The following is a 24,774-nucleotide window of genomic DNA, read 5'->3' on the forward strand; positions in this document are numbered from 1 at the left end:
CCAAGGGAGGTTCGAATGACGGAAGCCACGGTTTCAATTCGCCGCGCAAGGGAAGAGGATCTGCCGCAGCTCATCGCTCTTTTCGAGCAGGATGATCTTGGAGGTCACGGCGATACCAGTCATGAAGACGCCTTCAGCGATTACCTTCGTGCCTTCCACGTCATCGATCAATCTCTCAACGAATACATCTATGTTGCAGAATTGGAAGGTGAGGTGGTTGCCAGTTTCCAGCTTGCCTTTTTGCGCACATTAAGGGGGCGGGGTGGTCTTACTGGCATCATCGAAGCGGTGCATACACGCCCTGATGTGAGACGGCAGGGCATTGGGCTGAAGCTTCTGGATTTTGCTGTGGCCGAGGCGAAACGACGAGAATGCCGGTTGGTGCAGATCACGCATCGGGCAGACCGGGAAGAGATCCGAAGCTTTTATGAGAAAGCAGGCTTTTCAGCCGACTACATCGGCTTTAGAAAGCACCTCAAATAATGGTGGTTCAGCCTGCAAAGACTGGACATTCGTGAGCCGAGATTGCATAAGCGGGATAAGGAAACATTCCTTGTCTCTCGCGAGGACGTTGGAAAAACATGAAGAATCTCCTCCTTCAAATCTTCACCTGGTGGAATGGCCAGACGCTTGGAACGCGCTTCTTTACGTGGCGCAATGGCAAGCGTGTTGGTGAAGACGAATTCGGCAACGTGTATTACGAAGGTGGTATGACCTCCTTTGGCTTGCCGCGTCGCTGGGTCATCTACAAAGGCTATGCTGAAGCCTCCGCTATTCCGGCTGGCTGGCATGGATGGATGCATTACCGCACCGATGTGCCGCCGAGCAAAGAAAGCTATGTTGTGCGTGAGTGGCAAAAGCCGCACCACGAGAATCTCACGGGGACGCCTTTTGCCTACCGCCCCAAGGGTTCGCTGGATGCGACGGGCGAACGCCCGCGTGTGACGGGCGATTACGATGCTTGGACGCCAGGTTCGTAAGCGGAAGCTCCGCTTTCACGCCACATTTCCCGGCTAACGCCACTTGGTCCCGACATTGATCGGGACCATTTGTTTCAAGGTGATTCATCCCATGCATCTTGCAGGTTTTCGCGCGGTACTACTTGCGACGGCTGTTTGCGCCATGACAGCGATCTCAAGTCCCGTTGAGGCTGCCCGTATAGAGAACCCGGTGGCCGAATTTTCAGGTATCGACAAAATCACCGGGCGTATCACGCGCTTCGATGTTTACGTCAATGAAACCGTGCAGTACGGCGCTTTGCAGGTGACGCCGAAAGCTTGCTATTCCCGCGACGATACCGAGGCACAGAAGATCGACGGCTTCGTGGAAGTGGATGAGATTACTCTCGATCGGAAAATCCGCCGCATTTTTACTGGTTGGATGTTTGCCGATAGCCCTGGTCTCAATGCTCTTGAGCACCCGATTTATGATGTATGGTTGACTGGCTGCAAACAAAAATCCGATGTGCCGCCTCCCGCCAAGAAGTAAGACAACGCAAAGCTGAACAGACCACAATGCTTATTGCCGGATGAGCGAGTCGATTGCATCATTGGTAAAAATAGTTGCGGCAAGGTGCAGCATATCGCAGGGTTGTTGCGACAGCATAGGATGTTTCATCCTTGTTCATTTTCCTGGCTGTGAGGCTGGAAAATGGGAATATGAGCAAATTGAATCATCGCCTTCAATGTCCCTTAGGGCGTTTCGCCTAGAATTGGGATATCGGGCGATGCGGTAGCATCTCCACCGAAATGAACGCGGTCCCGACCGGATGAAACGTTAAAGTGCTGGCGGCATGGCCGATCCGGCAATTGCAATTCGTATCGCAGGTCACAAACGGGCGCAAATCCCTTCGCCGACACTATGGCGCTCCTCCGGCACTAGAACTCAGCTCTCAAACGCCGTTCGTTAGATATCGCGCGTATGAGCAAACCGGATAAACGGGGATTTTCCATGGCTTCTGCAAACAGCGCGAACTCGCTTGAGATTATCGCTTTTCGGCTCGGTGAGCAGAATTTCTGCATCCGAACAACAGCCGTTCGCGAAATTCGCGGATGGGGGCCATCAATGCCTGTGCCGAATGCGCCAGACTTTATGGTCGGTGTCATTAACCTGCGCGGCAATGTGATCCCGACGATCGATCTGGCAAGACGACTGGGTATGATGCCAGCAGAGCGAACTGAACGCAGCGCAATTGTTGTGGCGGAGGCTGGGCCGACGGTCATGGGCCTTATTGTCGACCACGTCACAGACATGCTGACCGTCCCGGCAGACCAGCTTCAGCCTGTTCCACAGGTCTTCCATTCCTTCGATAGCCGTTACTGTGACGGCATCCTCACCCACGACGACGGGATGATTTGCTTCCTTAATCTGGAGCGTTTGTTCGAAAATGATCAAATTCCGGAAGCGGCGTGAGCAGCCGACCATCTCGTCACAGGGGCGCCCACGCTTAAAGCATTTCGCCTCAGAGCGGGATGCGCAGAAATGCACTAACCACTTGGTGTTACGGCGTCTGGCTGCAAAGGCGATAACGCACTTTCTGGACGCGTTCTAGATCGCGAGGGACTTTCGAGCATGAGACTCTTCAGCTTTTTGACTGCAGCAATCATTTTCATCGCACCTTCGGCTTTCGCTCTGGACGCTCCAAAAGGGCCAGTTATCCTAACCATCAAGGGTAATATCACCCAAGCCAATGCTGGCAAGGATGCGCAGTTTGACCTTGCGATGCTTGATCAACTTCCAGGCAGACAAGCAACCATGCGCACGCCATGGACGGAAGGCGATACCAGTTTCTCCGGTCCGTTGGTGAGAGCCATTTTGGAAGCCTCTGGTGCGAAGGGTAGTAAACTTCTCGTTCGCGCGCTCAATGATTACTTTGCTGAAGTGCCGATGGAGGACGTCGATAAGCTCGACACCATACTTGCAACACACCAAAACGGAAAGTTGATGTCTGTGAGAGATAAGGGGCCATTATTTCTTATCTATCCATTCGATAAAGATCCGGCATTGTATAATGAGAAATATTTCTCTCGGTCCGTTTGGCAGATCAAGGAGATCGAGGTAAAGCCGTGATAAAGAATGAGCCATTCGGTGGAGATATTTTGAGGCGTGCGAGCCGAACGACTGCCGCGCTTCAGATATTTGCTGTTCTACTTCTTGCTGGTCTCGTTTCTATCTATTTTGACATCTCGAACCGGCAAAGCAGTCTGCAGGACGCTGTGCGCGAAAATGCTATGTGGTCTGTCTATCAGTTAGATCGTGAAGCCAACGAATTGCGGCGCGGCTTGGAGGCCTCTGCTCTTTCTGGGCAATTTACATTGGCGAGTTTGCAGGATTCCTCCCTTCGCTACGATATTATCTACTCGCGACTGGCAATCCTGACGAAATCAAAGTTCGAAGAGAGCTTCTCTCTCGATGACGAGGTGCGCCAGAAGTTGAAGCTGGTGCAGGATATTGTGGAAAGCGCCCAGCCCACCTTCGATGTAATCGCTGCTGGAAGCCTACCCTCGGACGCCGCCATTAAAAGCGTCATCGGCAAGATGAAGGAGCTTTCAACCACGACCGGTGATTTGCTCATTTATACGAACAGTACGACAAGTATGGAAAGAGCCAAGGGTCGCCTCGAGATTGAGCGTTTGCAACGCAATGCGATGATCATCATCGGATTGTTGGTGGTATCGGTCGCTTTTCTCATTGTTACTCTACGCCGTCAGCTGCGCACCGTGCAGGCTGCGGGTGTGAGCCTGGAAGCCATGGCCAAAGAGCTGACCGTTTCCTATCAGGCCGCGGAAGCTGGCAACCGGGCAAAATCTCAGTTCATGGCCACCATGGGGCATGAGATACGCACGCCGCTGAATGCCATCCTCGGAATGGTGGAACTAATTGAACTCGACCGTCCGCCGCAAAATACGCTTTCTAAAATCGTGACGATTCGCAGGTCCGGCGAAGCCTTGCTTGATGTGATCAATGAGATTCTAGATTTCGCAAAGATTGAGCACGGAAAGCTGGAGCTCGAATCCCGCGCGGTTGACCTCCAGAACCTTGCGGAAAGCTCTGCCGAAATGATGCGCGGACGCGCCGTTGAGGGGAAGAACAGGATTGAGGTCGATTTACCTGATCGCTGGCGTGCTCAATGGGTTCAATCAGACCCTACTCGTCTACGCCAGGTCATACTCAATCTCATGAGCAATGCCGTAAAATTTACGCATGATGGCACTGTGACATTGCGGATGCGTCAACTCTTGCGGAGAGAGCAGGTTTGGCTGCGTGTCGAGGTTCAGGATACCGGCATCGGAATCAGTGAGGAAGGCCGCGATAAACTCTTTCGGCCGTTCTCCCAGGTCGATTCGAGTATCAGCCGCAAATATGGTGGCACTGGCCTTGGCCTTACCATTTGCAAGGAAATTATTGATCGATTTGGTGGACGCATAGGCGTCGATAGTGTGCCGGGTTTTGGCAGCTTGTTTTGGTTCGAAATCCCTGTCGAGCAGGCTAGAGAAGGTACCGCCGAAACAGTTAAGCACTCGCATTCTCAGCATGTGACTCGTCGTCTGAAGATCCTTGTGGCTGAAGACAATAAGATCAACCAACAGGTAATTCTCGGTTATCTCACGCATCTGGGTCAGGACGTCACCATAGTCGATCACGGCGAGGCGGCGGTTCAGCGGGCGCGCCAGGAGCAATTCGACCTCATTCTGATGGATATGCAGATGCCCGTGATGGATGGGATTGAGGCAACTCTCACCTTGCGTTCTGAGGCCGGTCCCGCGCAGACGACGCCAATCATTGCCTTGACGGCCAATGCTTCTGATCAGGATCGGGATGCCTGTGAAAAAGCAGGCATGAACGGCTTCCAGTCGAAACCGATCACGCTTGCCGTTCTCGCCAGCTTGATCGAACGAACGGTGCCAGTTCCGCATCGCGATGAAGTGCCTGTCCTTGAGCGCGGTGGTGAGGTTTCCCAACATCAATCGTCTGCGGCGGCGCAAGACCCGGTCAGCGCAAGACGTCAGGAAATTGAAGACATTCTCGGGCCGGAAGCATTTCAGGAGTTGTTGGATGCGTTTTTCGACGATGCATCACAGGTACTTTTTAGCCTAAATGATGCATTAGCGAATGGGCGTAAAGAGAATTTTGACTCGCTTCTGCACAATCTAAAGGGAGCGGCATCCAATATCGGACTAGCGGAACTTGCAGACTTTGCACAATCACTTCGGCAAAAAGAACCCACGGCAGCCGATATTGAGCATCTATCAGAAACTGTACTTGCTGCGCGAACAGCTTTGGCTGCCTAAAAGAGGGTAAACATGAATATTCTCGTAGTTGACGACAACAAGACAAATCTTGTTCTTTTAAAAAAGCTCGTTTCTACTGTCGAAGGCTGTGCGGCCATAGGCTTTTCCAGCCCGGAAGAAGTATTGCAATCGATGCCGGCTTTGGATTTTGATATCGGCGTCATCGATTTTCAGATGCCCGTTTATAATGGGGTCGATCTCCTCGTCGAGATCCGTCGCTTTGATAAATATCGCGACAAACCCTTCGTGGTGGTCACGGCCGACGATGATACTGCGACGAGAATGACCGCGCTGAACGCCGGCGCGATCGATTTCCTCACGAAACCAATCAATCCTATGGAGTTTCAGGCACGTATCCGCAACCTTGTTGCGCTTACCAATGCCCGTAACCAGCTTGCAGAACGCGCTGATTGGCTGCGTAACGAAGTGGAAAAGGTTGTCACAGAATTGCGGGAACGCGAAAAGGAGATCATCTATCGCCTCACACTGGCTGCAAGCTATAAAGATCCTGAAACCGCCATGCACACATTGCGGGTGGGCGCTTACTCAGAAGCAATCGCGCGAGCCTACGGTTTTCCGGATGACATTTGCGCGGATATCAGGCTTGCTGCTCCCATGCACGATATCGGCAAGGTGGGAATACCAGATGCAGTGTTGCTCAAGCGTGGTTCCTATACAGAGACCGAACGAGAGCAGATGCAGGTACATACCTCCATCGGCAGCCATATCTTGGGTCAGTCAAGATCCAGCCTTCTGCAGTTAGCGGCTGAAATTGCTGGTGCGCACCATGAGCGGTGGGATGGGCAGGGATATCCGCAGCGCCTGGCTGGCGATGACATTCCGCTGGCAGGCAGAATCGTGGCGGTTGCCGATAGCTTCGATGCACTGACGACGGCGAGACCTTATAAGGATGCTTGGACGCTTGAGCGCGCGATTGCCCATATTCAGGATCGAAGCGGAAGCCAATTTGATCCCAAGGTAGTGGCGGCTTTTACATCGGCGCTTGCTGATATTCGCAAAATCATGACAGCCCCGCTGGAAGGCGACCCATCAATGCCCGAAGTTGCAGCGTAATGATACGCAAAAGAAAGGAACAATCCTAGCCAACTGGCGTTTCAACCGCTGGATGACGGGCAGAGGGCTATGAGCTATCGAATTTTGATCGTTGAAGATCAGTTACTGATCGCGCTTCATATTGAAGATGCGGCGCTTGCGCTTGGGCATGAGGTGGTTGGCATTGCGGCCAACAGAGCCGATGCGATGCGATACGTGGATGACTGCGATATAGCATTGGTCGATGTTCAGCTGCAGGATGGCATTACGGGACCACAGATCGGATCTCGTCTCGCCGAATCCGGAGCAGCTGTTGTTTTCATGACAGCTAATCCCGATCTGTTGGGCGAGGGCGTGCTGGGTACGCTCGGTGTCATTTCCAAGCCGCTATTTGATCTGGAGCTCATTGGCTCTATCCAATATGCAGCGGATATCAAGGCAGGGCATGAGACCCTCCCGCCCGAGCGTTTCCGCGCATTCCCCCAACACTAACCGAACTCGCGAAGCTTCAACGCTTCAGGTGAAGTCCTGCAGCGTAGAGAGCAATGGCAGCGGCGTTGGAAACGTTGAGGGACTTGATCTCCCCAGGCATATCCAATCTCGCGAGAGCATTCACCGTATCGCGCGTTTTCTGCCGGAGGCCTTTTCCTTCAGAACCAAGCACCAAAGCAATCTTGCTGCCGGAAAAAGTGCCTTCCAGTGGTTGTGGACCTTCCGAATCAAGCCCAATTGTCTGGAAGCCCAGTTCGTGCAGTTCGTTGATTGCGTCAGCGAGATTTGTGATCTGAATATAGGGGATCATCTCCAGAGCACCTGACGCGGACTTGGCCAGTACGCCTGATTCTGTGGGACTGTGCCGTTGGGTCGTAATGAGCGCTCCGGCATTAAATGCCACCGCAGAACGCATGATGGCGCCGACATTGTGAGGGTCAGTCACCTGATCCAGTACGAGAATCAGAGGGCTATCCTTGAGGGCATTCAGCCGCCGCACGGGCAGGGGGCGCGTCTCCAGCATGACCCCTTGATGGATAGCCTCAGGCCCCAGGATTTTTTCTATATCTTGTGGTGAGACGAAATCTACAGGGCAGGGTAAGGCCTCTGGCTGTGCAATGTCCAAGCGCGCAAAAGCATTCTGAGTGACAGACAGGCGGACCAGCTGACGGGCAGGGTTCGCAAGGGCGGCGCGTACGGTATGAAGGCCATACAAGAACACCTGCTCTGGCGCCAGTTGGGGCGGCGACCAATCTCCTGAACCCTTTCGCTTGCGTTGAAGGGTCGGCGTTGGAATTTCGCCACGTTCGCGCTTCGCATCGCGTACCTGTCTACGCAAAGTGGCGTAGTGCGTGTCGCGGGCGGATCTATCTTTGGTGTTATCCTTGCTCATGCTGCCTTATAGCCACAGGCGCTGGCGGGCGAAAGCCCCACGATAATCCACAGGCGGAAGAACAGAATTGAATTTTCCCAAAATTTTCGTTTGAGGCCGTGTTGACAGCAGCCAATCTCACAGTCATATAGCCGCCGTGACTGCAAAACACGAAGCGGTTCACAAGCTTGGACTTCGATCCGGACGGAATACTGGAGGGATGCCCGAGTGGTTAAAGGGGACGGACTGTAAATCCGTTGGCTCAGCCTACGTTGGTTCAAATCCAACTCCCTCCACCATTCTGCTCCATGATCGAACAAGCCCCCGCGGGTATAGCTCAATGGTAGAGCAGCAGCCTTCCAAGCTGAATACGCGGGTTCGATTCCCGCTACCCGCTCCAATTTAATCCATCCAGATTACCAAGCTCGTACACTAGTTTACCAACGACGAGCGGTACCTTGCCCCGGCTCGGGCGTCGCCCGCATTTATATCTTGCGCATCGAGCCGGAAAGTCTTAAACGGCGTCACCAAATCCGCACGCGCGGATCGACCAATCTTTTGATCACAGGAAGCATCAATGGCAAAGAGCAAGTTTGAGCGTAATAAGCCGCATGTGAACATCGGCACGATTGGCCACGTTGACCATGGCAAGACGTCTCTGACGGCAGCGATCACGAAGTACTTCGGTGAATTCAAGGCGTACGACCAGATCGACGCTGCACCGGAAGAAAAGGCTCGTGGTATCACGATTTCGACGGCGCACGTTGAGTATGAGACGCCGAACCGTCACTATGCTCACGTTGACTGCCCCGGCCACGCCGACTACGTCAAGAACATGATCACGGGTGCCGCACAGATGGACGGCGCGATCCTGGTTTGCTCTGCAGCTGACGGCCCGATGCCTCAGACGCGCGAGCATATCCTTCTGGCTCGCCAGGTTGGCGTTCCTGCGATCGTTGTGTTCCTCAACAAGGTTGACCAGGTTGACGACGCCGAGCTTCTCGAACTCGTAGAACTGGAAGTTCGTGAACTTCTGTCTTCTTACGACTTCCCGGGCGACGATATTCCGATCGTCAAGGGTTCTGCTCTTGCAGCTCTTGAAGATTCCGACAAGAAGATCGGTGAAGACGCAATCCGCGAGCTGATGGCTCAGGTTGACGCCTACATCCCGACGCCTGAGCGTCCGATCGACCAGCCGTTCCTGATGCCGATTGAAGACGTGTTCTCGATCTCTGGCCGTGGTACGGTTGTAACGGGCCGCGTTGAGCGTGGTATCGTGAAGGTTGGTGAAGAAGTCGAGATCGTCGGCATTCGCGCTACCTCCAAGACGACTGTTACGGGCGTTGAAATGTTCCGCAAGCTGCTCGATCAGGGCCAGGCTGGCGACAACATCGGCGCACTGGTTCGCGGTGTGAACCGTGACGGCGTTGAGCGTGGTCAGATTCTCTGCAAGCCAGGTTCTGTCAAGCCGCACAAGAAGTTCAAGGCTGAAGCCTACATCCTGACGAAGGAAGAAGGCGGCCGTCATACGCCGTTCTTCACCAACTACCGTCCTCAGTTCTACTTCCGCACGACGGACGTGACGGGTATCGTTACGCTTCCGGAAGGCACGGAAATGGTTATGCCAGGCGACAACGTTACCGTTGACGTCGAGCTGATCGTTCCGATCGCTATGGAAGAAAAGCTGCGTTTCGCTATCCGCGAAGGCGGTCGTACGGTTGGCGCCGGCATCGTCGCCTCCATCGTCGAGTAATGACATAAAAGGCGAGGGAGAAATCCCTCGCCGTTTTTTAGAAGATCCGGATGATTGAGTTCGTCCGGGTCTTTTTTTATGCCTGCAAATGAAGCGGCATTATAAAACAGTTTGCTTGCGCAAATCTCGGCGCGCATAGCGGCTGCGTAGTCGGTAACATTCTTGAAGGATTTCAGATGTCAAACCTTACAGTTGTCCTCACCAGTTGCCGCCGTCATGATTTGCTCGCAAAGACACTGGAAAGCTTCTTTGCAACCAATACATATCCCATCCATGAATTTATCATCATTGAAGACTCGGATCAGGAGCAGGTGCGGGAACTGGCTACCCTTTTTCCTGACCAGCCGATTCGTATTATTGTCAATTGCGAGAACCTCGGACAGCATCGCTCAATCGATAAGGCGTATGCTGAAGTTCACACCCCCTATATTCTTCACTTGGAGGACGATTGGCAGTTTCCGGTTGGGGGTGTCATTGAAAAAGGCATGGCAGTCATAGAAAACTGCTCTGACATATTCATGGTCTTGTTGCGCACCGATTCGGACATGCCGCGTGATTTTGCCAAACTACCGCGTCTACTGCAGCCTGCACCCTTCCGCCGGGTCGATGCGACAGCGCATCGTACGTGGTACAGTTTTACTTTCAATCCCACGATCAAGCGTTTGGAGGATTATCGTAAGCTCCCCCGTGGCTATTCTGGCTTTCATGGGGAAGTGGCTCTCAGTCTCTATTACAAAGATCAAGGCGCTGTTCTTGCCTGGTTGGAAGGCACAGGCATTACCCATCTTGGCTTTGGCCACAGCAATTTTGCGCGGAAACGGAGAAGCGGTCTCGGTGGTAGTGTGGAAAGCATTCGAAGGCTCTTTTCACTGGCGACCCTAAGGAAGTGGAAGACCTCAATTGGTCGTCGAATCGAGCACCGCAAGCGCCGCCGCAGGCTCGAAAAGTAGTAACGCCTGAGCGCTGGCTCTCGGCATTCCTGCTAATTACATGTCATCGGCCGCATATTTGACATGCTGAGACAGAAAAACCTGCACAGGCTGTAAAAGGGGCTTGCCAATCCTCCTGGACCATTTTAAAGCAGCGCCATGCTTGATGAGGGCAACCTCAGAAGGCGGGATTTAGGGGTATAGCTCAGTTGGTAGAGCGGCGGTCTCCAAAACCGCAGGTCGGGGGTTCGAGCCCCTCTGCCCCTGCCATCCCGCTTGTTGAGTGCAGCTGGATTGGATTTTATCTGACTGCGCTGACCTTGTCGGTAACATAGATGATTGCTGTTTTTCCCCTTGTCAGGGGTGAATATGGCGTTTATGTAGGGTTCAAACAGACACGCGGTGCGTGGGGCTGAATAGTGTCAGCTTTACGTGCCGTAATTGCGTGGGCAGATATGGCATCCAAAACGAATCCATTTACGTTTCTCCAGCAGGTGCGGGCAGAGACGGCGAAAGTAACTTGGCCATCTCGTCGTGAGACGATGATCTCCACGGCCATGGTTCTTGTAATGGTTGTTTTTGCTGCTCTTTTCTTTTTTGCGGCAGATCAGCTTATTGGTTGGCTCATTGGCCTTGTGCTGACGGTTGGCGCTTGAATTTGTGGAGATGAAGATGGCGGCACGTTGGTACATCGTCCACGCTTATTCGAATTTTGAGAAGAAGGTTGCGGAATCGATTGAGGAGAAGGCTCGCCAGAAGGGGCTGGAGCATCTTTTCGAGAAAATTCTGGTACCTACAGAGAAGGTGGTTGAGGTTCGTCGTGGTCGCAAGGTCGATAGCGAACGCAAGTTCTTCCCGGGCTATGTTTTGGTTCGTGCGAACCTGACGGACGAGGCTTATCATCTGATCAAGAATACACCGAAGGTCACGGGCTTTCTGGGTTCCGACAATCGCCCTGTACCGATTCCGGACCATGAAGCAGAGCGCATTCTCGGTCAGGTCCAGGAAGGTGTTGAACGTCCTAAGTCTTCCATCTCGTTCGAGATTGGTGAGCAGGTTCGTGTATCTGATGGCCCGTTTGCGTCGTTCAACGGCGTTGTTCAGGATGTGGATGAAGAGCGTTCACGCCTGAAGGTGGAGGTGTCGATCTTTGGTCGTGCTACGCCTGTTGAGCTTGAATACGGTCAGGTCGAAAAGGTCTGATCAATCGGGAGAGATCCCGTCGCGTGGGAGGAGGGTGCCTGTAGCCGGGCAACAAAAGTCCTAACCACGCAACCGCAGCCGCCGATTTGATCGGCAATTTGATCGGGTAACCGGTCGTAACGAAAGGCAGAGAAATGGCTAAGAAAGTTGCAGGCCAGCTCAAGCTTCAGGTCAAGGCAGGGTCCGCTAACCCGTCCCCGCCAATTGGTCCTGCGCTTGGTCAGCGTGGCATTAATATCATGGAATTCTGCAAGGCGTTTAACGCTGCTACGCAGGAAATGGAAAAGGGTATGCCGATCCCGGTCGTCATTACCTATTACCAGGATAAGTCCTTCACCTTCGCGATGAAGCAGCCGCCGGTTACCTACTGGCTGAAGAAGGAAGCAAAGATTCAGTCCGGTTCCAAGACGCCCGGTAAGGGGTCTAAGGCTGGCACCATCACCAAGGCTCAGGTCCGTGCGATCGCTGAAGCCAAGATGAAGGATCTGAATGCCGCTGATATCGAAGGCGCAATGCTGATGGTTGAGGGCTCTGCCCGCTCCATGGGCCTGGAAGTGGTAGGTTGATCATGGCCAAGGTTGCAAAGCGTATTCAGAAAACTCGTGAAGGCATCGACCCAACAAAGTTGGTCGCTCTTACGGATGCTATTTCGCTCGTTAAAGAGCGTGCAACGGCTAAGTTCGATGAAACCATCGAAATTGCCATGAACCTCGGTGTTGATCCCCGCCATGCTGACCAGATGGTTCGCGGTGTTGTGAATCTGCCGAACGGCACTGGCCGTGATGTTCGCGTTGCTGTTTTCGCACGTGGTGCCAAGGCTGATGAAGCCAAGGCCGCTGGCGCTGACATCGTTGGCGCAGAAGATCTGCTGGAAATCGTTCAGGGCGGCAAGATCGATTTTGATCGTTGCATCGCTACTCCTGACATGATGCCTCTCGTCGGTCGTCTCGGTAAGGTTCTCGGCCCTCGTGGCATGATGCCGAACCCTAAGGTCGGTACGGTCACCATGGACGTAACCGGTGCGGTGAAGGCTTCCAAGGGCGGCGCTGTTGAGTTTCGCGTCGAGAAGGCTGGTATTATCCATGCCGGCATCGGCAAGGCTTCCTTCGACGCCAAGGCTCTGGAAGAAAACATCAAGGCTTTCGCAGACGCCGTCGTCAAGGCAAAGCCAGCTGGCGCCAAGGGCAACTACGTCAAGCGCGTCGCTCTCTCCTCGACCATGGGTCCAGGTGTGCGTGTAGAGCCGTCAACGGTTCTGTAAGTTTCGAAGGGGCGGGTATGCCCCTTCAGCAATGTTTTCGGGCCTTTGGGCCCGAAAATGTCAGGGTGACCTGACATTCCTGTCCGAGATTGCGGGTGGTTTCGACCTTAATCGTATGACCTGCATGAGACGGGTAAGATCTGGATTATCGACAGGCGCGCGTGATGCGCCCCTGAGGGTTCCGGTTCGAACCTGATGTGCCTTGGCCGCAAGTTCCTTTGGGTTCTGCGTGCAGGGGGACAGGATCCTCGAGCGCTGCTTGGGATCTTTTTTTGAAAAGGTTCCTTGTGGCAAAGGCAACCCGGCAGGTTCCGATCCCATGATCGGTCCTGTCAACTGGAGACAGACAGTGGAAAGAGCGGAAAAACGCGAATTCGTCACGGAACTGAACGAAGTCTTCAAGGCTTCCGGTTCGGTTGTCGTGGCCCACTATGCTGGTGTCACAGTTGCGCAAATGAACGACTTCCGTTCGAAAATGCGCGCTGCTGGCGGCACCGTCAAAGTCGCGAAGAACCGTCTGGCCAAGATCGCTCTTCAGGGCACGGAGTCGGAAGGGATGATCGATCTCTTCAAGGGCCAGACGCTGATTGCATACAGCGCCGACCCAATTACGGCTCCGAAGGTCGTCATGGATTTCGCCAAGACCAACGACAAGCTCGTTGTTATCGGCGGCACCATGGGTTCGACCACGCTTAACGCGGAAGGCGTCAAGTCGCTTGCGACCCTGCCTTCGCTGGACGAACTGCGCGCAAAGCTGCTGGGTATGATTCAGACCCCGGCAACTCGCATCGCAGGCGTCGTTCAGGCACCAGCAGGTCAGCTTGCTCGCGTATTTGCGGCCTACGCAAAGAAGGACGAAGCCGCTTGAGGCGGTTTTTCGCTGTAACAAACAAACCAGTTCGAACCGAACACATAAGGAATTATCACAATGGCTGATCTCGCTAAGATCGTTGAAGACCTCTCTGCTCTGACCGTTCTGGAAGCTGCTGAGCTTTCCAAGATGCTCGAAGAAAAGTGGGGCGTTTCTGCAGCTGCTCCTGTAGCTGTTGCTGCTGCTGCTGGCGGCGGCGCTGCAGCTCCTGCTGAAGAAGAAAAGACCGAATTCGACGTAATCCTGGTTGACGCTGGCGCCAACAAGATCAACGTCATCAAGGAAGTTCGTGGCATCACCGGCCTCGGCCTCAAGGAAGCCAAGGACCTCGTTGAAGGCGCTCCGAAGGCTGTCAAGGAAGCCGTCTCCAAGGGCGAAGCTGCCGACATCAAGAAGAAGCTTGAAGACGCTGGCGCCAAGGTTGACGTCAAGTAATTCTGAAACTTTGGTGAGAGAGGGCAGTTCTGCCCTCTCTCATTACCTGTTTCTCTGAACTGATTACCCAAAAACCGGTGAAACGGTTTTTGGGTAATGGGTTCTTCAAGAGGATAGTTTCATTTCGTCGCATGCGGCAATCCGGCCGGTGGGACGAAAATAGAAACGAGATTGATCCACCCATTTATCGACGGGGCCGATTGGCCAGCGAGTCCCGTCCGTTGCAGGCCCGGATGCATTTTTTGAAGGAGCGACGATGGCTCAGACCCTTTCGTTCAACGGTCGCAGGCGCGTACGCAAGTTTTTCGGAAAGATTCCCGAAGTCACAGAAATGCCGAACCTTATCGAGGTTCAGAAGGCATCTTACGATCAGTTCCTGATGGTAGAAGAGCCAGCAGGTGGGCGCCCCGATGAGGGGCTTAACGCCGTTTTCAAGTCCGTGTTCCCAATCACGGATTTTTCTGGCGCTTCCATGTTGGAATTCGTTTCCTACGAGTTCGAGCCACCGAAGTTCGACGTTGAAGAATGCCGTCAGCGCGATCTTACCTATGCAGCTCCCTTGAAGGTCACGCTGCGTCTGATCGTATTCGATATTGACGAGGATACAGGTTCCAAGTCCATCAAGGACATCAAGGAGCAATCCGTCTACATGGGCGATATGCCTTTGATGACTGATAACGGTACGTTTATTGTAAACGGCACCGAACGCGTTATCGTGTCTCAGATGCACCGTTCTCCGGGCGTGTTCTTTGACCACGATAAGGGTAAGAGCCATTCCTCTGGTAAATTGCTCTTTGCTGCACGCGTAATTCCTTATCGCGGCTCCTGGCTCGACATCGAATTCGATGCAAAGGATATTGTCTACGCACGTATCGATCGCCGCCGTAAGATCCCGGCCACGTCTTTGCTCATGGCACTGGGCATGGATGGCGAGGAGATTCTGTCGACCTTCTACACAAAGTCCAGCTATCAACGTGATGGTGAAGGCTGGCGTATTCCGTTCCAGCCGGAAACTTTGAAGGGTGCAAAGACCCTTTCCGACATGATTGACGCCGATACAGGTGAAGTTGTTGTCGAATCCGGCAAGAAGCTGACGCCGCGCCTGCTGCGCCAGTTGACGGATAAGGGTTTGAAGGCATTGAAGGCGTCAAATGACGACCTCTATGGCAACTTCCTGGCTGAAGACATTGTCAACTTCGAAACCGGCGAGATCTATCTCGAAGCGGGCGACGAACTTGATGAGAAGACTCTTCAGATCATTCTCGACGCTGGCTTTGACGAAATTCCGGTTCTGAATATCGACCACATCAATGTCGGTGCTTACATCCGCAATACGTTGTCTGCCGATAAGAATGAGAACCGTCAGGACGCCCTGTTTGACATTTACCGCGTCATGCGCCCCGGCGAACCGCCGACCATGGAATCTGCGGAAGCCATGTTCAACTCGCTGTTCTTTGACGCTGAGCGTTATGATCTGTCGGCTGTTGGCCGCGTGAAGATGAACATGCGTCTGGATCTGGACTGCCCAGATACGGTTCGCACGCTTCGCAAGGACGATATCCTGGCTGTCGTGAAAATGCTCGTTGAGCTTCGCGATGGTAAAGGCGAAATTGACGACATCGACAACTTGGGCAACCGTCGTGTCCGGTCGGTCGGCGAGTTGATGGAGAACCAGTACCGTCTGGGTCTTCTGCGCATGGAGCGCGCGATCAAGGAACGTATGTCCTCGATCGAGATCGACACTGTGATGCCGCAGGACCTGATCAATGCGAAGCCTGCCGCTGCAGCTGTTCGCGAATTCTTCGGTTCCTCGCAGCTCTCGCAGTTCATGGACCAGGTCAACCCGCTGTCGGAAATCACGCATAAGCGTCGTCTTTCGGCTCTTGGCCCGGGCGGTCTGACGCGTGAACGCGCTGGCTTCGAAGTTCGCGACGTTCATCCAACCCACTATGGACGTATCTGCCCGATCGAGACGCCGGAAGGCCCGAACATCGGTCTGATCAACTCACTTGCCACCTTCGCACGTGTCAACAAGTACGGCTTTATTGAAAGCCCGTACCGCAAGATCGTCGACGGTAGCGTGACGAACGACGTGATCTACCTCTCCGCTATGGAAGAGGCGAAGTATTACGTTGCTCAGGCTAATGCGCCGTTGAACGAACGGGGTGAATTCCTCGAAGAATTCGTAGTTTGCCGTCACTCCGGTGAAGTTATGCTGGCACCGCGTGACAACATCAACTTGATGGACGTTTCGCCAAAGCAGCTCGTTTCTGTTGCTGCCGCTTTGATCCCATTCCTAGAAAACGACGACGCTAACCGCGCGTTGATGGGTTCGAACATGCAGCGCCAGGCCGTTCCATTGGTTCGTGCTGAAGCGCCGTTCGTCGGGACTGGCATGGAGCCGATCGTTGCGCGTGACTCTGGTGCTGCCATTGCTGCTCGCCGCGGCGGTGTCGTCGATCAGGTGGATGCGACACGTATCGTTATCCGTGCGACGGAAGATCTTGATGCTGGCAAGTCTGGCGTCGATATCTACCGCCTGCAGAAGTTCCAGCGTTCCAACCAGAACACCTGCGTTAACCAGCGTCCGCTCGTTGCTGTTGGCGACATCATCTCCAAGGGTGATATCATTGCTGACGGTCCATCGACCGATCTGGGTGACTTGGCACTTGGTCGGAATGCACTTGTGGCGTTCATGCCTTGGAACGGCTACAACTACGAAGACTCTATTCTGATGTCTGAGCGCATCGTCTCTGACGACGTGTTCACCTCCATTCACATCGAAGAATTCGAAGTGATGGCGCGTGATACCAAGCTTGGTCCTGAGGAAATCACACGTGATATTCCGAACGTGTCGGAAGAAGCGCTGAAGAACCTTGACGAAGCAGGTATCGTGTACATCGGTGCGGAAGTGCAGCCGGGCGATATCCTTGTCGGCAAGATTACACCGAAGGGCGAAAGCCCGATGACGCCGGAAGAAAAGCTTCTGCGCGCTATTTTCGGTGAAAAGGCATCCGACGTTCGCGATACTTCCATGCGTATGCCACCAGGTACCTTTGGTACTGTCGTGGAAGTTCGTGTTTTCAACCGCCACGGCGTTGAAAAGGACGAACGTGCGATGGCTATTGAGCGCGAGGAAATTGAGCGTCTCGCCAAGGACCGTGATGACGAGCAGGCAATCTTGGACCGTAACGTTTATGGTCGCTTGATTGACATGCTTCGTGGTCGGGTTTCCGTTGCCGGTCCGAAGGGCTTCAAGAAGGGTGTTGAGCTCACCAACGCTATCGTTTCGGAATACCCGCGTTCGCAGTGGTGGATGTTTGCTGTCGAAGACGAAAAGGTCCAGGCAGAAATTGAAGCTTTGCGTGGCCAATACGATGAGTCCAAGTCGCGGCTTGAGCAGCGCTTCATGGATAAGGTCGAGAAGGTTCAGCGCGGCGACGAAATGCCTCCTGGCGTCATGAAGATGGTGAAGGTCTTCGTTGCTGTTAAGCGCAAGATCCAGCCCGGCGACAAGATGGCGGGACGTCACGGTAACAAGGGTGTTGTTTCTCGCATCGTGCCTGTGGAAGACATGCCGTTCCTTGAAGATGGTACGCATGTTGACATCTGCTTGAACCCACTCGGCGTTCCTTCACGTATGAACGTCGGTCAGATCCTCGAGACGCACCTTGCTTGGGCTTGCGCCGGTATGGGCAAGAAGATCGGCGAGATGCTCGAAGAGTATCGCAAGACCATGGACATTTCCGAACTTCGGAATGAGCTGACTGAAATCTATGCGAGCGAATCGCATGATGAAGTTGCACGCTTCGACGACGAATCCCTGGTTAAGCTGGCCGAAGAAGCAAAGCGTGGTGTTTCCATCGCGACGCCGGTGTTTGACGGCGCTCATGAGCCTGACGTTGCTGCCATGTTGAAGAAGGCAGGCCTGCATGAATCGGGTCAGTCGGTTCTCTACGATGGTCGTACCGGCGAGCCGTTCGACCGTAAGGTGACCGTGGGTTACATGTACATGATCAAGCTGAACCACTTGGTCGATGACAAGATCCACGCTCGTTCGATTGGTCCTTACTCGCTGGTCACCCAGCAGCCGCTTGGTGGTAAGGCACAATTTGGCGGTCAGCGCTTTGGGGAAATGGAAGTCTGGGCGCTGGAAGCGTACGGCGCGGCTTACACCCTGCAGGAAATGCTGACGGTGAAGTCGGATGACGTGGCCGGTCGTACAAAGGTCTATGAGGCGATTGTTCGCGGTGATGACACGTTTGAAGCCGGTATTCCGGAAAGCTTCAACGTGCTCGTCAAGGAAATGCGCTCTCTGGGTCTTTCCGTCGAGTTGGAAAACTCGAAGTTGGATGCGACAGAAGCTTCTGGCGAACTACCGGACGCTGCGGAATAAGAAAAACGTGGCGCGCGCTTGTGATGAGCGCGCGCCGTTCCCGCCCGAGTTTGAGCTGGGGCAGGGGAATTCTGCCGCATTGTGCGGTTAAGACCGTTTTTTCGCGTCATATCGGCCTTCCCGGGTTTTGGGTCGGTACTGCACGCAAGTTGAGGGCTGATAGCCCCATAAGGAGATAGGCATGAACCAAGAGGTCATGAACCTTTTCAATCCGCAGGTGCCTGCGCAACACTTTGACTCGATCCGTATTTCGATCGCGTCGCCTGAAAAGATTCTTTCCTGGTCATATGGCGAAATCAAAAAGCCGGAGACCATTAACTATCGTACGTTCAAGCCAGAACGCGACGGCCTTTTCTGCGCGCGTATTTTTGGACCGATCAAGGACTACGAATGCTTGTGCGGCAAGTACAAGCGTATGAAATACAAGGGTATTATCTGCGAAAAGTGTGGTGTTGAAGTTACGCTGTCACGTGTTCGCCGCGAGCGCATGGGCCACATTGAGCTTGCCGCGCCGGTTGCTCATATCTGGTTTCTGAAGTCGCTACCTTCCCGTATCGCGACGCTTCTGGATATGACGCTGAAGGATGTAGAGCGCGTTCTTTACTTCGAAAACTACATTGTCACAGAACCTGGCCTTACGGCGCTCAAGGAAAATCAGCTGCTCTCTGAAGAAGAGTACATGCTGGCCGTCGATGAGTACGGTGAAGACCAGTTCACTGCCATGATCGGCGCTGAAGCCATCTACGAAATGCTCGCTTCGATGAATCTCGACAAGCTGGCAGGCGACCTTCGTTCGGATCTGGCGGACACCACGTCAGATTTGAAGCAGAAGAAGCTGATGAAGCGTCTCAAGATTGTTGAGAACTTCATTGAATCCGGCAACCGTCCTGAGTGGATGATCATGAAGGTCGTGCCGGTTATCCCGCCGGACCTGCGTCCGCTCGTGCCGCTGGATGGTGGACGTTTTGCGACGTCTGACCTCAATGACCTCTATCGTCGCGTTATTAACCGTAACAACCGTTTGAAGCGTCTTATCGAGCTTCGTGCGCCGGGTATCATCATCCGCAATGAGAAGCGCATGCTGCAGGAATCTGTGGATGCGTTGTTCGATAACGGCCGTCGTGGTCGCGTCATCACGGGTGCGAACAAGCGCCCTCTGAAGTCGCTCTCTGACATGCTCAAGGGCAAGCAGGGCCGCTTCCGCCAGAACCTGCTCGGCAAGCGCGTCGACTATTCCGGTCGTTCGGTTATCGTGACGGGCCCGGAACTCAAGCTGCACCAGTGCGGTCTGCCGAAGAAGATGGCGCTCGAGCTCTTCAAGCCGTTCATCTATGCTCGCCTTGACGCCAAGGGTTACTCCTCGACCGTCAAGCAGGCCAAGAAGCTGGTTGAAAAGGAAAAGCCGGAAGTTTGGGATATCCTGGACGAGGTCATCCGCGAGCATCCAGTGCTTCTGAACCGCGCTCCGACGTTGCACCGTCTCGGTATCCAGGCTTTCGAACCGATTCTGGTTGAAGGCAAGGCTATCCAGCTTCATCCGCTCGTTTGCACGGCTTTTAACGCCGACTTCGATGGCGACCAGATGGCTGTTCACGTCCCGCTTTCGCTGGAAGCCCAGCTTGAAGCACGCGTGTTGATGATGTCGACGAACAATATCTTGCACCCTGCAAACGGTGCACCGATCATTGTTCCTTCACAGGACATGGTTCTCGGCCTTTACTACCTCTCGATCATGAACCAGAACGAGCCGGGCGAAGGCATGGCTTTCTCTGACATGGGCGAGTTGCACCATGCGCTTGAGAACAAGGTTGTCACCTTGCATGCCAAGATCCGTGGTCGTTTCAAGACCGTCGATGCTGAAGGTAACCCTGTATCGCGGATCTACGAAACCACGCCTGGTCGCTTGATCATCGGCGAATTGTTGCCGAAGAACGTCAATGTGCCGTTCGAAATCTGCAACCAGGAAATGACCAAGAAGAACATCTCCAAGATGATCGATACGGTCTATCGTCATTGCGGTCAGAAAGACACGGTGATCTTCTGCGACCGGATCATGCAGCTTGGCTTCACGCATGCCTGCCGCGCTGGTATTTCGTTCGGTAAGGACGACATGATCATTCCTGAAACCAAGGCGAAGATCGTTGGCGACACCGAAACGCTGGTTAAGGAATATGAGCAGCAGTACAATGACGGTCTGATTACGCAGGGCGAAAAGTACAACAAGGTTGTTGATGCTTGGGGTAAGGCGACTGAAAAGGTTGCAGAGGACATGATGGCCCGCATTAAGGCCGTTGAGTTCGATGCGGAGACCGGTCGTCAGAAGCCGATGAACGCGATCTATATGATGTCGCACTCGGGTGCTCGTGGTTCTCCGAACCAGATGCGCCAGCTGGGCGGTATGCGTGGCCTCATGGCAAAGCCTTCGGGTGAAATCATCGAGACGCCAATCATCTCGAACTTCAAGGAAGGCCTGACCGTTAACGAGTACTTCAACTCCACCCACGGTGCTCGTAAGGGTCTTGCCGATACGGCGTTGAAGACGGCTAACTCCGGATACTTGACGCGTCGTCTGGTTGACGTTGCGCAGGATTGCATCGTCAACTTGGTCGATTGCGGCACGGACAAGGGCCTGACCATGACGGCGATTGTCGATGCCGGTCAGGTGGTTGCTTCGCTCGGTGCTCGTATCCTTGGCCGTACGGCGCTGGACGATATCGACAACCCGGTTACGGGCGAAAATCTGGTTCAGGCTGGCCAGATGATCCTGGAGCCACATGTTATCGAGATCGAAAAGGCTGGTATTCAGTCCGTTCGCATCCGCTCGGCTCTGACCTGCGAAGTGCAGACCGGCGTTTGCTCTGTCTGCTACGGTCGCGACCTTGCACGCGGTACTCCGGTGAACATGGGTGAAGCGGTCGGCGTTATTGCTGCTCAGTCCATTGGTGAACCAGGCACACAGCTGACAATGCGTACGTTCCACTTGGGTGGTACGGCGAACGTTGTTGACCAATCGTTCCTTGAAGCTTCCTACGAAGGTACGATCCAGATCAAGAACCGCAACGTCTTGCGCAACTCCGAAGGCAATCTGGTTGCCATGGGTCGCAACATGGCGGTTACCATTCTGGATGAGCGTGGTGTCGAACGGTCTTCGCAGCGTGTGGCCTACGGTTCGAAGCTGTTTGTTGATGATGGCGACAAGGTAAAGCGCGGTCAGCGCTTGGCTGAGTGGGACCCTTACACACGTCCGATGTTGACGGAAGTTGCGGGTGTGGTTCAGTTCGAAGATGTTGTGGACTCGATCTCGGTATCGGAATCCACGGACGAGTCGACTGGTATTACCAAGCGTCAAGTTATCGATTGGCGTTCCACGCCGCGCGGTACGGACTTGAAGCCTGCGATCGTGCTGAAGGATGCGAGTGGTAATATCCATAAGCTGTCTCGTGGCGGTGACGCGCGCTACATGCTTTCGGTCGATGCCATTCTGTCGGTCGAACCTGGTCAGAAGGTTAGCCAGGGTGACGTTCTGGCGCGTGTTCCTATGGAAAGCGCGAAGACCAAGGACATCACCGGGGGTCTGCCACGCGTTGCTGAATTGTTCGAAGCGCGCCGTCCAAAGGATCACGCTATCATCGCGGAAATCGATGGTACGATCCGTCTTGGACGCGACTACAAGAACAAGCGTCGCGTGCTGATCGAACCTGCCGAAGATGGTGTGGAGCCGGTCGAGTACCTTATCCCGAAGGGCAAGCCTTTCCATCTTCAGGATGGCGATTACATCGAAAAGGGTGACTACATCCTCGACGGTAATCCGGCTCCGCATGACATTCTGGCTATCAAGGGCGTGGAGGCTTTGGCTTCCTATCTCGTCAACGAAATCCAGGAAGTTTATCGTCTGCAGGGCGTTGTCATCAACGACAAGCACATTGAGGTCATCGTCCGCCAGATGCTTCAGAAGGTCGAAATCACCGACTCCGGTGACAGCCAGTATATTGTGGGCGACAATGTCGACCGCATCGAACTGGATGATGCCAATGACCGTCTGATGGAAGAAGGCAAGCGTCCGGCTTCGGGTGAACCTGTTCTTCTTGGTATTACGAAGGCCTCGCTGCAAACGCCGTCGTTCATTTCTGCAGCGTCCTTCCAGGAAACCACAAAGGTTCTCACGGAAGCTGCGATCGCAGGTAAGACGGATACTCTGCAGGGCCTGAAGGAGAACGTCATCGTTGGCCGTTTGATCCCGGCGGGTACTGGCGGGACCATGACCCAGATCCGTCGCATCGCAACATCGCGCGATGAGATGATCCTGGATGAACGCCGCAAGGGTACTGGCGCATCCGTGGCAACACCTATGCTGCGGGACATGGCTGACCAGTCAACGCCTGCTGGAGAGTAATCAGTTGAGGTGAATTGTTATCAATTCACCTCGGCTTCCAATAGAAACGCCCGGCTTTTGGCCGGGCGTTTTCGTTTTATCATAATGTCAAAGTGGGACTGCGAACTGGATTTTAAGAAAAGCGGATGATGGATACTTCGCCCTCGAGGGCGCCTTGGTAGGCTGACGCGTGTGGTTCCTCAACGGGCTCCTCAGTCAGTACGCCGATCTGGTCCAAATCGGCTTCGAGGAAGCCTTCTTCGGAAAGGGCATTCAGCGCCTCACGGACCGCTGTATCATCATCAGGTGCACTTAGAAGAATGTGGAGGTCTACTCCCTCGCTGTCTTTTGTTTCATAACCCTTGCCAACGATGATGAAGACCATGGGCTTATCAAGATTATTGTCGTTATCAGGTTGGCTGATCATCAGTTTGGACTCCAGGTCAAATTCAAAGCGAGTCGCGACTTGGCGCGACACCAATGAGTCCTTCTTATCATCTGCCGCGTTTCGCGCATTCGTTAATGGGCTGAACACAATGATTCCGATGCTTGTTCCCCAAATTAACGTCAAAAGCCTCGCTTCCTTGGCGGCGGCAAGGGCAAAAACCCAAAACAGCCTTGACGTGGGAGGGGTAAAACAGTAAACGCGCCCCATCGGAAGCGATGTGAGGCTTAACCGTCTGGTACGGCTCGTTCCTGGATATGCCTCAAACAAGGTTCCAAAACGCACGTTGAAGACACGAATGTAACACGCATGACGCAGGTGATGCGTCCTCTGCCTCGGGTGGTCCAACCAGCAAATGGTTTGGGCCACGTTTGTGCATGTTGAAGTGTGCTGAAAGCCGGAGACGGCGTGAGTTTGGCTCGTAAGAGTCGGGAAACAAGATTTTGCAAGGGATGGGTATATGCCTACCGTAAACCAGCTGATCCGCAAGCCTCGCCAGGCACAGGTCAAGCGCAATAAGGTTCCTGCGCTGCAGGAAAATCCACAGAAGCGCGGCGTTTGCACGCGCGTTTACACGACAACCCCGAAGAAGCCAAACTCGGCTTTGCGTAAGGTTGCCAAGATCCGTTTGACCAATGGCTTTGAAGTCATCGGCTACATTCCTGGTGAAGGTCACAACCTGCAGGAACACTCCGTCGTCATGATCCGTGGCGGCCGCGTTAAGGACTTGCCGGGCGTGCGTTACCACATCATCCGCGGCGTACTCGATACGCAGGGTGTGAAGAACCGTAAGCAGCGCCGCTCCAAGTACGGCGCGAAGCGTCCGAAGTAATCCATTCCATCCTGATGTGCCGCGCGAGGTCCTCCGCGTGTTAAGGCGCATAGCTAGATAAAGAGACAGATAGTATGTCGAGACGTCATAAAGCAGAAAAGCGCGAGATCAATCCGGATCCGAAGTTCGGTGATCTTGTTGTAACGAAGTTCATGAATGCCATCATGTTGCATGGCAAGAAGTCGGTCGCTGAAAGCATCGTCTACGGTGCGTTCGATGCAGTCCAGGGAAAAGCCAAGCAGGAGCCGCTGCAGGTTTTCCATCAGGCGCTGGAGAACGTTGCTCCGCACGTAGAAGTTCGTTCGCGCCGCGTTGGTGGTGCAACCTATCAGGTTCCTGTTGATGTTCGCCCAGAGCGTCGTCAGGCTCTTGCCATTCGTTGGCTGATCGCTGCTGCACGCAAGCGTAACGAAACGACGATGGTTGATCGCCTCTCCGGCGAGTTGATGGATGCCGCAAACAACCGCGGTAGCGCCGTCAAGAAGCGCGAAGATACGCACAAGATGGCAGACGCGAACCGCGCGTTCTCGCATTACCGCTGGTAATCTCCATCCTATCGAAATTCGAAAG

The 24,774-nt window shown here is 53.9% G+C and carries 22 protein-coding genes and 3 tRNA genes; 23 read left to right on the plus strand and 2 right to left on the minus strand.

What is annotated here, in order from left to right; genetic code table 11:
* Positions 1-15: 15 nt before the first annotated feature.
* The 8 genes from AC0JZ1_RS07385 to AC0JZ1_RS07420 all read left to right on the plus strand — a co-directional run bounded on the left by AC0JZ1_RS07385 (position 16) and on the right by AC0JZ1_RS07420 (position 6,836).
* The gene (locus AC0JZ1_RS07385; protein ID WP_471881769.1) at positions 16-483 is read left to right on the plus strand and encodes a GNAT family N-acetyltransferase; all 468 of its coding nucleotides are present in this window, start codon (positions 16-18) and stop codon (positions 481-483) included.
* Positions 484-581: 98 nt separating this feature from the next.
* Positions 582-980, plus strand: coding sequence for an NADH:ubiquinone oxidoreductase subunit NDUFA12 (locus AC0JZ1_RS07390; protein WP_471881770.1), 399 nt, complete (start codon positions 582-584; stop codon positions 978-980).
* Positions 981-1,122: 142 nt separating this feature from the next.
* Complete coding sequence (locus AC0JZ1_RS07395) at positions 1,123-1,488, plus strand: DUF2155 domain-containing protein (RefSeq protein WP_471883380.1); 366 nt, start codon at positions 1,123-1,125, stop codon at positions 1,486-1,488.
* 462 nt (positions 1,489-1,950) lie between these two features.
* Entirely contained in the window at positions 1,951-2,412 is a 462-nt protein-coding gene (locus AC0JZ1_RS07400) for a chemotaxis protein CheW (protein WP_471881771.1), read from the plus strand.
* A 159-nt stretch (positions 2,413-2,571) separates the two neighbouring features.
* Positions 2,572-3,069: a putative pterin-binding protein gene (locus AC0JZ1_RS07405; RefSeq protein ID WP_471881772.1), complete on the plus strand. Its 498-nt coding sequence runs from the start codon at positions 2,572-2,574 to the stop codon at positions 3,067-3,069.
* Complete coding sequence (locus tag AC0JZ1_RS07410; RefSeq protein WP_471881773.1) at positions 3,066-5,291, plus strand: ATP-binding protein; 2,226 nt, start codon at positions 3,066-3,068, stop codon at positions 5,289-5,291. The genes AC0JZ1_RS07405 and AC0JZ1_RS07410 overlap by 4 nt, the downstream gene beginning before the upstream one ends.
* Positions 5,292-5,303: 12 nt before the next feature.
* The gene (locus AC0JZ1_RS07415) at positions 5,304-6,365 is read left to right on the plus strand and encodes an HD domain-containing phosphohydrolase (RefSeq protein ID WP_471881774.1); all 1,062 of its coding nucleotides are present in this window, start codon (positions 5,304-5,306) and stop codon (positions 6,363-6,365) included.
* A gap of 69 nt (positions 6,366-6,434) precedes the next feature.
* Complete coding sequence (locus AC0JZ1_RS07420; RefSeq protein WP_471881775.1) at positions 6,435-6,836, plus strand: response regulator; 402 nt, start codon at positions 6,435-6,437, stop codon at positions 6,834-6,836.
* Between the two features lie 16 nt (positions 6,837-6,852).
* On the opposite strand, the gene AC0JZ1_RS07425 is transcribed toward AC0JZ1_RS07420, so the two are convergent.
* Positions 6,853-7,728, minus strand: a complete 876-nt coding sequence (locus AC0JZ1_RS07425) for a TrmH family RNA methyltransferase (protein ID WP_471881776.1) — start codon at positions 7,726-7,728, stop codon at positions 6,853-6,855.
* Positions 7,729-7,921: 193 nt separating this feature from the next.
* Here AC0JZ1_RS07425 and AC0JZ1_RS07430 point away from each other — a divergent pair.
* From AC0JZ1_RS07430 to rpoC, 13 genes are all read left to right on the plus strand, one after another.
* Positions 7,922-8,006: transfer RNA gene (locus AC0JZ1_RS07430), tRNA-Tyr, on the plus strand.
* 27 nt (positions 8,007-8,033) lie between these two features.
* Positions 8,034-8,107 (plus strand) — tRNA-Gly (locus tag AC0JZ1_RS07435).
* Between the two features lie 177 nt (positions 8,108-8,284).
* The gene (gene tuf, locus AC0JZ1_RS07440; protein WP_471881777.1) at positions 8,285-9,460 is read left to right on the plus strand and encodes an elongation factor Tu; all 1,176 of its coding nucleotides are present in this window, start codon (positions 8,285-8,287) and stop codon (positions 9,458-9,460) included.
* Positions 9,461-9,636: 176 nt separating this feature from the next.
* Positions 9,637-10,410, plus strand: a complete 774-nt coding sequence (locus AC0JZ1_RS07445) for a glycosyltransferase family 2 protein (protein WP_471881778.1) — start codon at positions 9,637-9,639, stop codon at positions 10,408-10,410.
* 173 nt (positions 10,411-10,583) lie between these two features.
* Positions 10,584-10,659, plus strand: a tRNA-Trp gene (locus AC0JZ1_RS07450).
* Between the two features lie 185 nt (positions 10,660-10,844).
* A complete protein-coding gene (gene secE, locus AC0JZ1_RS07455) occupies positions 10,845-11,045 on the plus strand; it encodes a preprotein translocase subunit SecE (RefSeq protein WP_471881779.1) in 201 nt (66 codons plus the stop codon).
* Between the two features lie 16 nt (positions 11,046-11,061).
* Entirely contained in the window at positions 11,062-11,592 is a 531-nt protein-coding gene (gene nusG / locus AC0JZ1_RS07460) for a transcription termination/antitermination protein NusG (RefSeq protein WP_377400835.1), read from the plus strand.
* 134 nt (positions 11,593-11,726) lie between these two features.
* The gene (gene rplK, locus AC0JZ1_RS07465; protein WP_471881780.1) at positions 11,727-12,158 is read left to right on the plus strand and encodes a 50S ribosomal protein L11; all 432 of its coding nucleotides are present in this window, start codon (positions 11,727-11,729) and stop codon (positions 12,156-12,158) included.
* A gap of 2 nt (positions 12,159-12,160) precedes the next feature.
* Positions 12,161-12,853 (plus strand): 50S ribosomal protein L1, encoded by a 693-nt coding sequence (gene rplA / locus AC0JZ1_RS07470; protein ID WP_471881781.1) that lies wholly within the window; start codon positions 12,161-12,163, stop codon positions 12,851-12,853.
* Positions 12,854-13,202: 349 nt separating this feature from the next.
* Positions 13,203-13,721 carry a 50S ribosomal protein L10 gene (gene rplJ / locus AC0JZ1_RS07475; RefSeq protein ID WP_471883381.1) on the plus strand — a complete coding sequence of 173 codons (519 nt, stop codon included), beginning with the start codon at positions 13,203-13,205 and terminating at the stop codon, positions 13,719-13,721.
* Positions 13,722-13,781: 60 nt separating this feature from the next.
* Positions 13,782-14,159 carry a 50S ribosomal protein L7/L12 gene (gene rplL / locus AC0JZ1_RS07480; RefSeq protein ID WP_471881782.1) on the plus strand — a complete coding sequence of 126 codons (378 nt, stop codon included), beginning with the start codon at positions 13,782-13,784 and terminating at the stop codon, positions 14,157-14,159.
* Positions 14,160-14,415: 256 nt separating this feature from the next.
* Complete coding sequence (gene rpoB, locus AC0JZ1_RS07485; protein WP_471881783.1) at positions 14,416-18,555, plus strand: DNA-directed RNA polymerase subunit beta; 4,140 nt, start codon at positions 14,416-14,418, stop codon at positions 18,553-18,555.
* 181 nt (positions 18,556-18,736) lie between these two features.
* Entirely contained in the window at positions 18,737-22,948 is a 4,212-nt protein-coding gene (gene rpoC, locus AC0JZ1_RS07490) for a DNA-directed RNA polymerase subunit beta' (RefSeq protein ID WP_471881784.1), read from the plus strand.
* Positions 22,949-23,060: 112 nt separating this feature from the next.
* Here rpoC and AC0JZ1_RS07495 read toward each other — a convergent pair whose 3' ends face one another.
* Positions 23,061-23,354: a transcriptional regulator gene (locus tag AC0JZ1_RS07495; RefSeq protein WP_471883382.1), complete on the minus strand. Its 294-nt coding sequence runs from the start codon at positions 23,352-23,354 to the stop codon at positions 23,061-23,063.
* 478 nt (positions 23,355-23,832) lie between these two features.
* On the opposite strand from AC0JZ1_RS07495, the gene rpsL reads away from it, so the two are divergent.
* Positions 23,833-24,204, plus strand: a complete 372-nt coding sequence (gene rpsL / locus AC0JZ1_RS07500; protein WP_003507760.1) for a 30S ribosomal protein S12 — start codon at positions 23,833-23,835, stop codon at positions 24,202-24,204.
* A 74-nt stretch (positions 24,205-24,278) separates the two neighbouring features.
* Positions 24,279-24,749: a 30S ribosomal protein S7 gene (rpsG, locus tag AC0JZ1_RS07505; RefSeq protein ID WP_471881785.1), complete on the plus strand. Its 471-nt coding sequence runs from the start codon at positions 24,279-24,281 to the stop codon at positions 24,747-24,749.
* Positions 24,750-24,774 lie beyond the last annotated feature (25 nt).

It is taken from the genome of Affinirhizobium capsici, assembly GCF_977018625.1.

Bases quoted from the DNA above. Each gene is read 5' to 3' on its own strand.
- AC0JZ1_RS07385 (WP_471881769.1), top strand. From the start codon at position 16: ATGACGGAAGCCACGGTTTCAATTCGCCGCGCAAGGGAAGAGGATCTG.
- AC0JZ1_RS07390 (WP_471881770.1), top strand. From the start codon at position 582: ATGAAGAATCTCCTCCTTCAAATCTTCACCTGGTGGAATGGCCAGACG.
- AC0JZ1_RS07395 (WP_471883380.1), top strand. From the start codon at position 1,123: ATGACAGCGATCTCAAGTCCCGTTGAGGCTGCCCGTATAGAGAACCCG.
- AC0JZ1_RS07400 (WP_471881771.1), top strand. From the start codon at position 1,951: ATGGCTTCTGCAAACAGCGCGAACTCGCTTGAGATTATCGCTTTTCGG.
- AC0JZ1_RS07405 (WP_471881772.1), top strand. From the start codon at position 2,572: ATGAGACTCTTCAGCTTTTTGACTGCAGCAATCATTTTCATCGCACCT.
- AC0JZ1_RS07415 (WP_471881774.1), top strand. From the start codon at position 5,304: ATGAATATTCTCGTAGTTGACGACAACAAGACAAATCTTGTTCTTTTA.
- AC0JZ1_RS07420 (WP_471881775.1), top strand. From the start codon at position 6,435: ATGAGCTATCGAATTTTGATCGTTGAAGATCAGTTACTGATCGCGCTT.
- AC0JZ1_RS07425 (WP_471881776.1), bottom strand. From the start codon at position 7,728: ATGAGCAAGGATAACACCAAAGATAGATCCGCCCGCGACACGCACTAC.
- tuf (WP_471881777.1), top strand. From the start codon at position 8,285: ATGGCAAAGAGCAAGTTTGAGCGTAATAAGCCGCATGTGAACATCGGC.
- AC0JZ1_RS07445 (WP_471881778.1), top strand. From the start codon at position 9,637: ATGTCAAACCTTACAGTTGTCCTCACCAGTTGCCGCCGTCATGATTTG.
- secE (WP_471881779.1), top strand. From the start codon at position 10,845: ATGGCATCCAAAACGAATCCATTTACGTTTCTCCAGCAGGTGCGGGCA.
- nusG (WP_377400835.1), top strand. From the start codon at position 11,062: ATGGCGGCACGTTGGTACATCGTCCACGCTTATTCGAATTTTGAGAAG.
- rplK (WP_471881780.1), top strand. From the start codon at position 11,727: ATGGCTAAGAAAGTTGCAGGCCAGCTCAAGCTTCAGGTCAAGGCAGGG.
- rplA (WP_471881781.1), top strand. From the start codon at position 12,161: ATGGCCAAGGTTGCAAAGCGTATTCAGAAAACTCGTGAAGGCATCGAC.
- rplL (WP_471881782.1), top strand. From the start codon at position 13,782: ATGGCTGATCTCGCTAAGATCGTTGAAGACCTCTCTGCTCTGACCGTT.
- rpoB (WP_471881783.1), top strand. From the start codon at position 14,416: ATGGCTCAGACCCTTTCGTTCAACGGTCGCAGGCGCGTACGCAAGTTT.
- rpoC (WP_471881784.1), top strand. From the start codon at position 18,737: ATGAACCAAGAGGTCATGAACCTTTTCAATCCGCAGGTGCCTGCGCAA.
- AC0JZ1_RS07495 (WP_471883382.1), bottom strand. From the start codon at position 23,354: ATGATCAGCCAACCTGATAACGACAATAATCTTGATAAGCCCATGGTC.
- rpsL (WP_003507760.1), top strand. From the start codon at position 23,833: ATGCCTACCGTAAACCAGCTGATCCGCAAGCCTCGCCAGGCACAGGTC.
- rpsG (WP_471881785.1), top strand. From the start codon at position 24,279: ATGTCGAGACGTCATAAAGCAGAAAAGCGCGAGATCAATCCGGATCCG.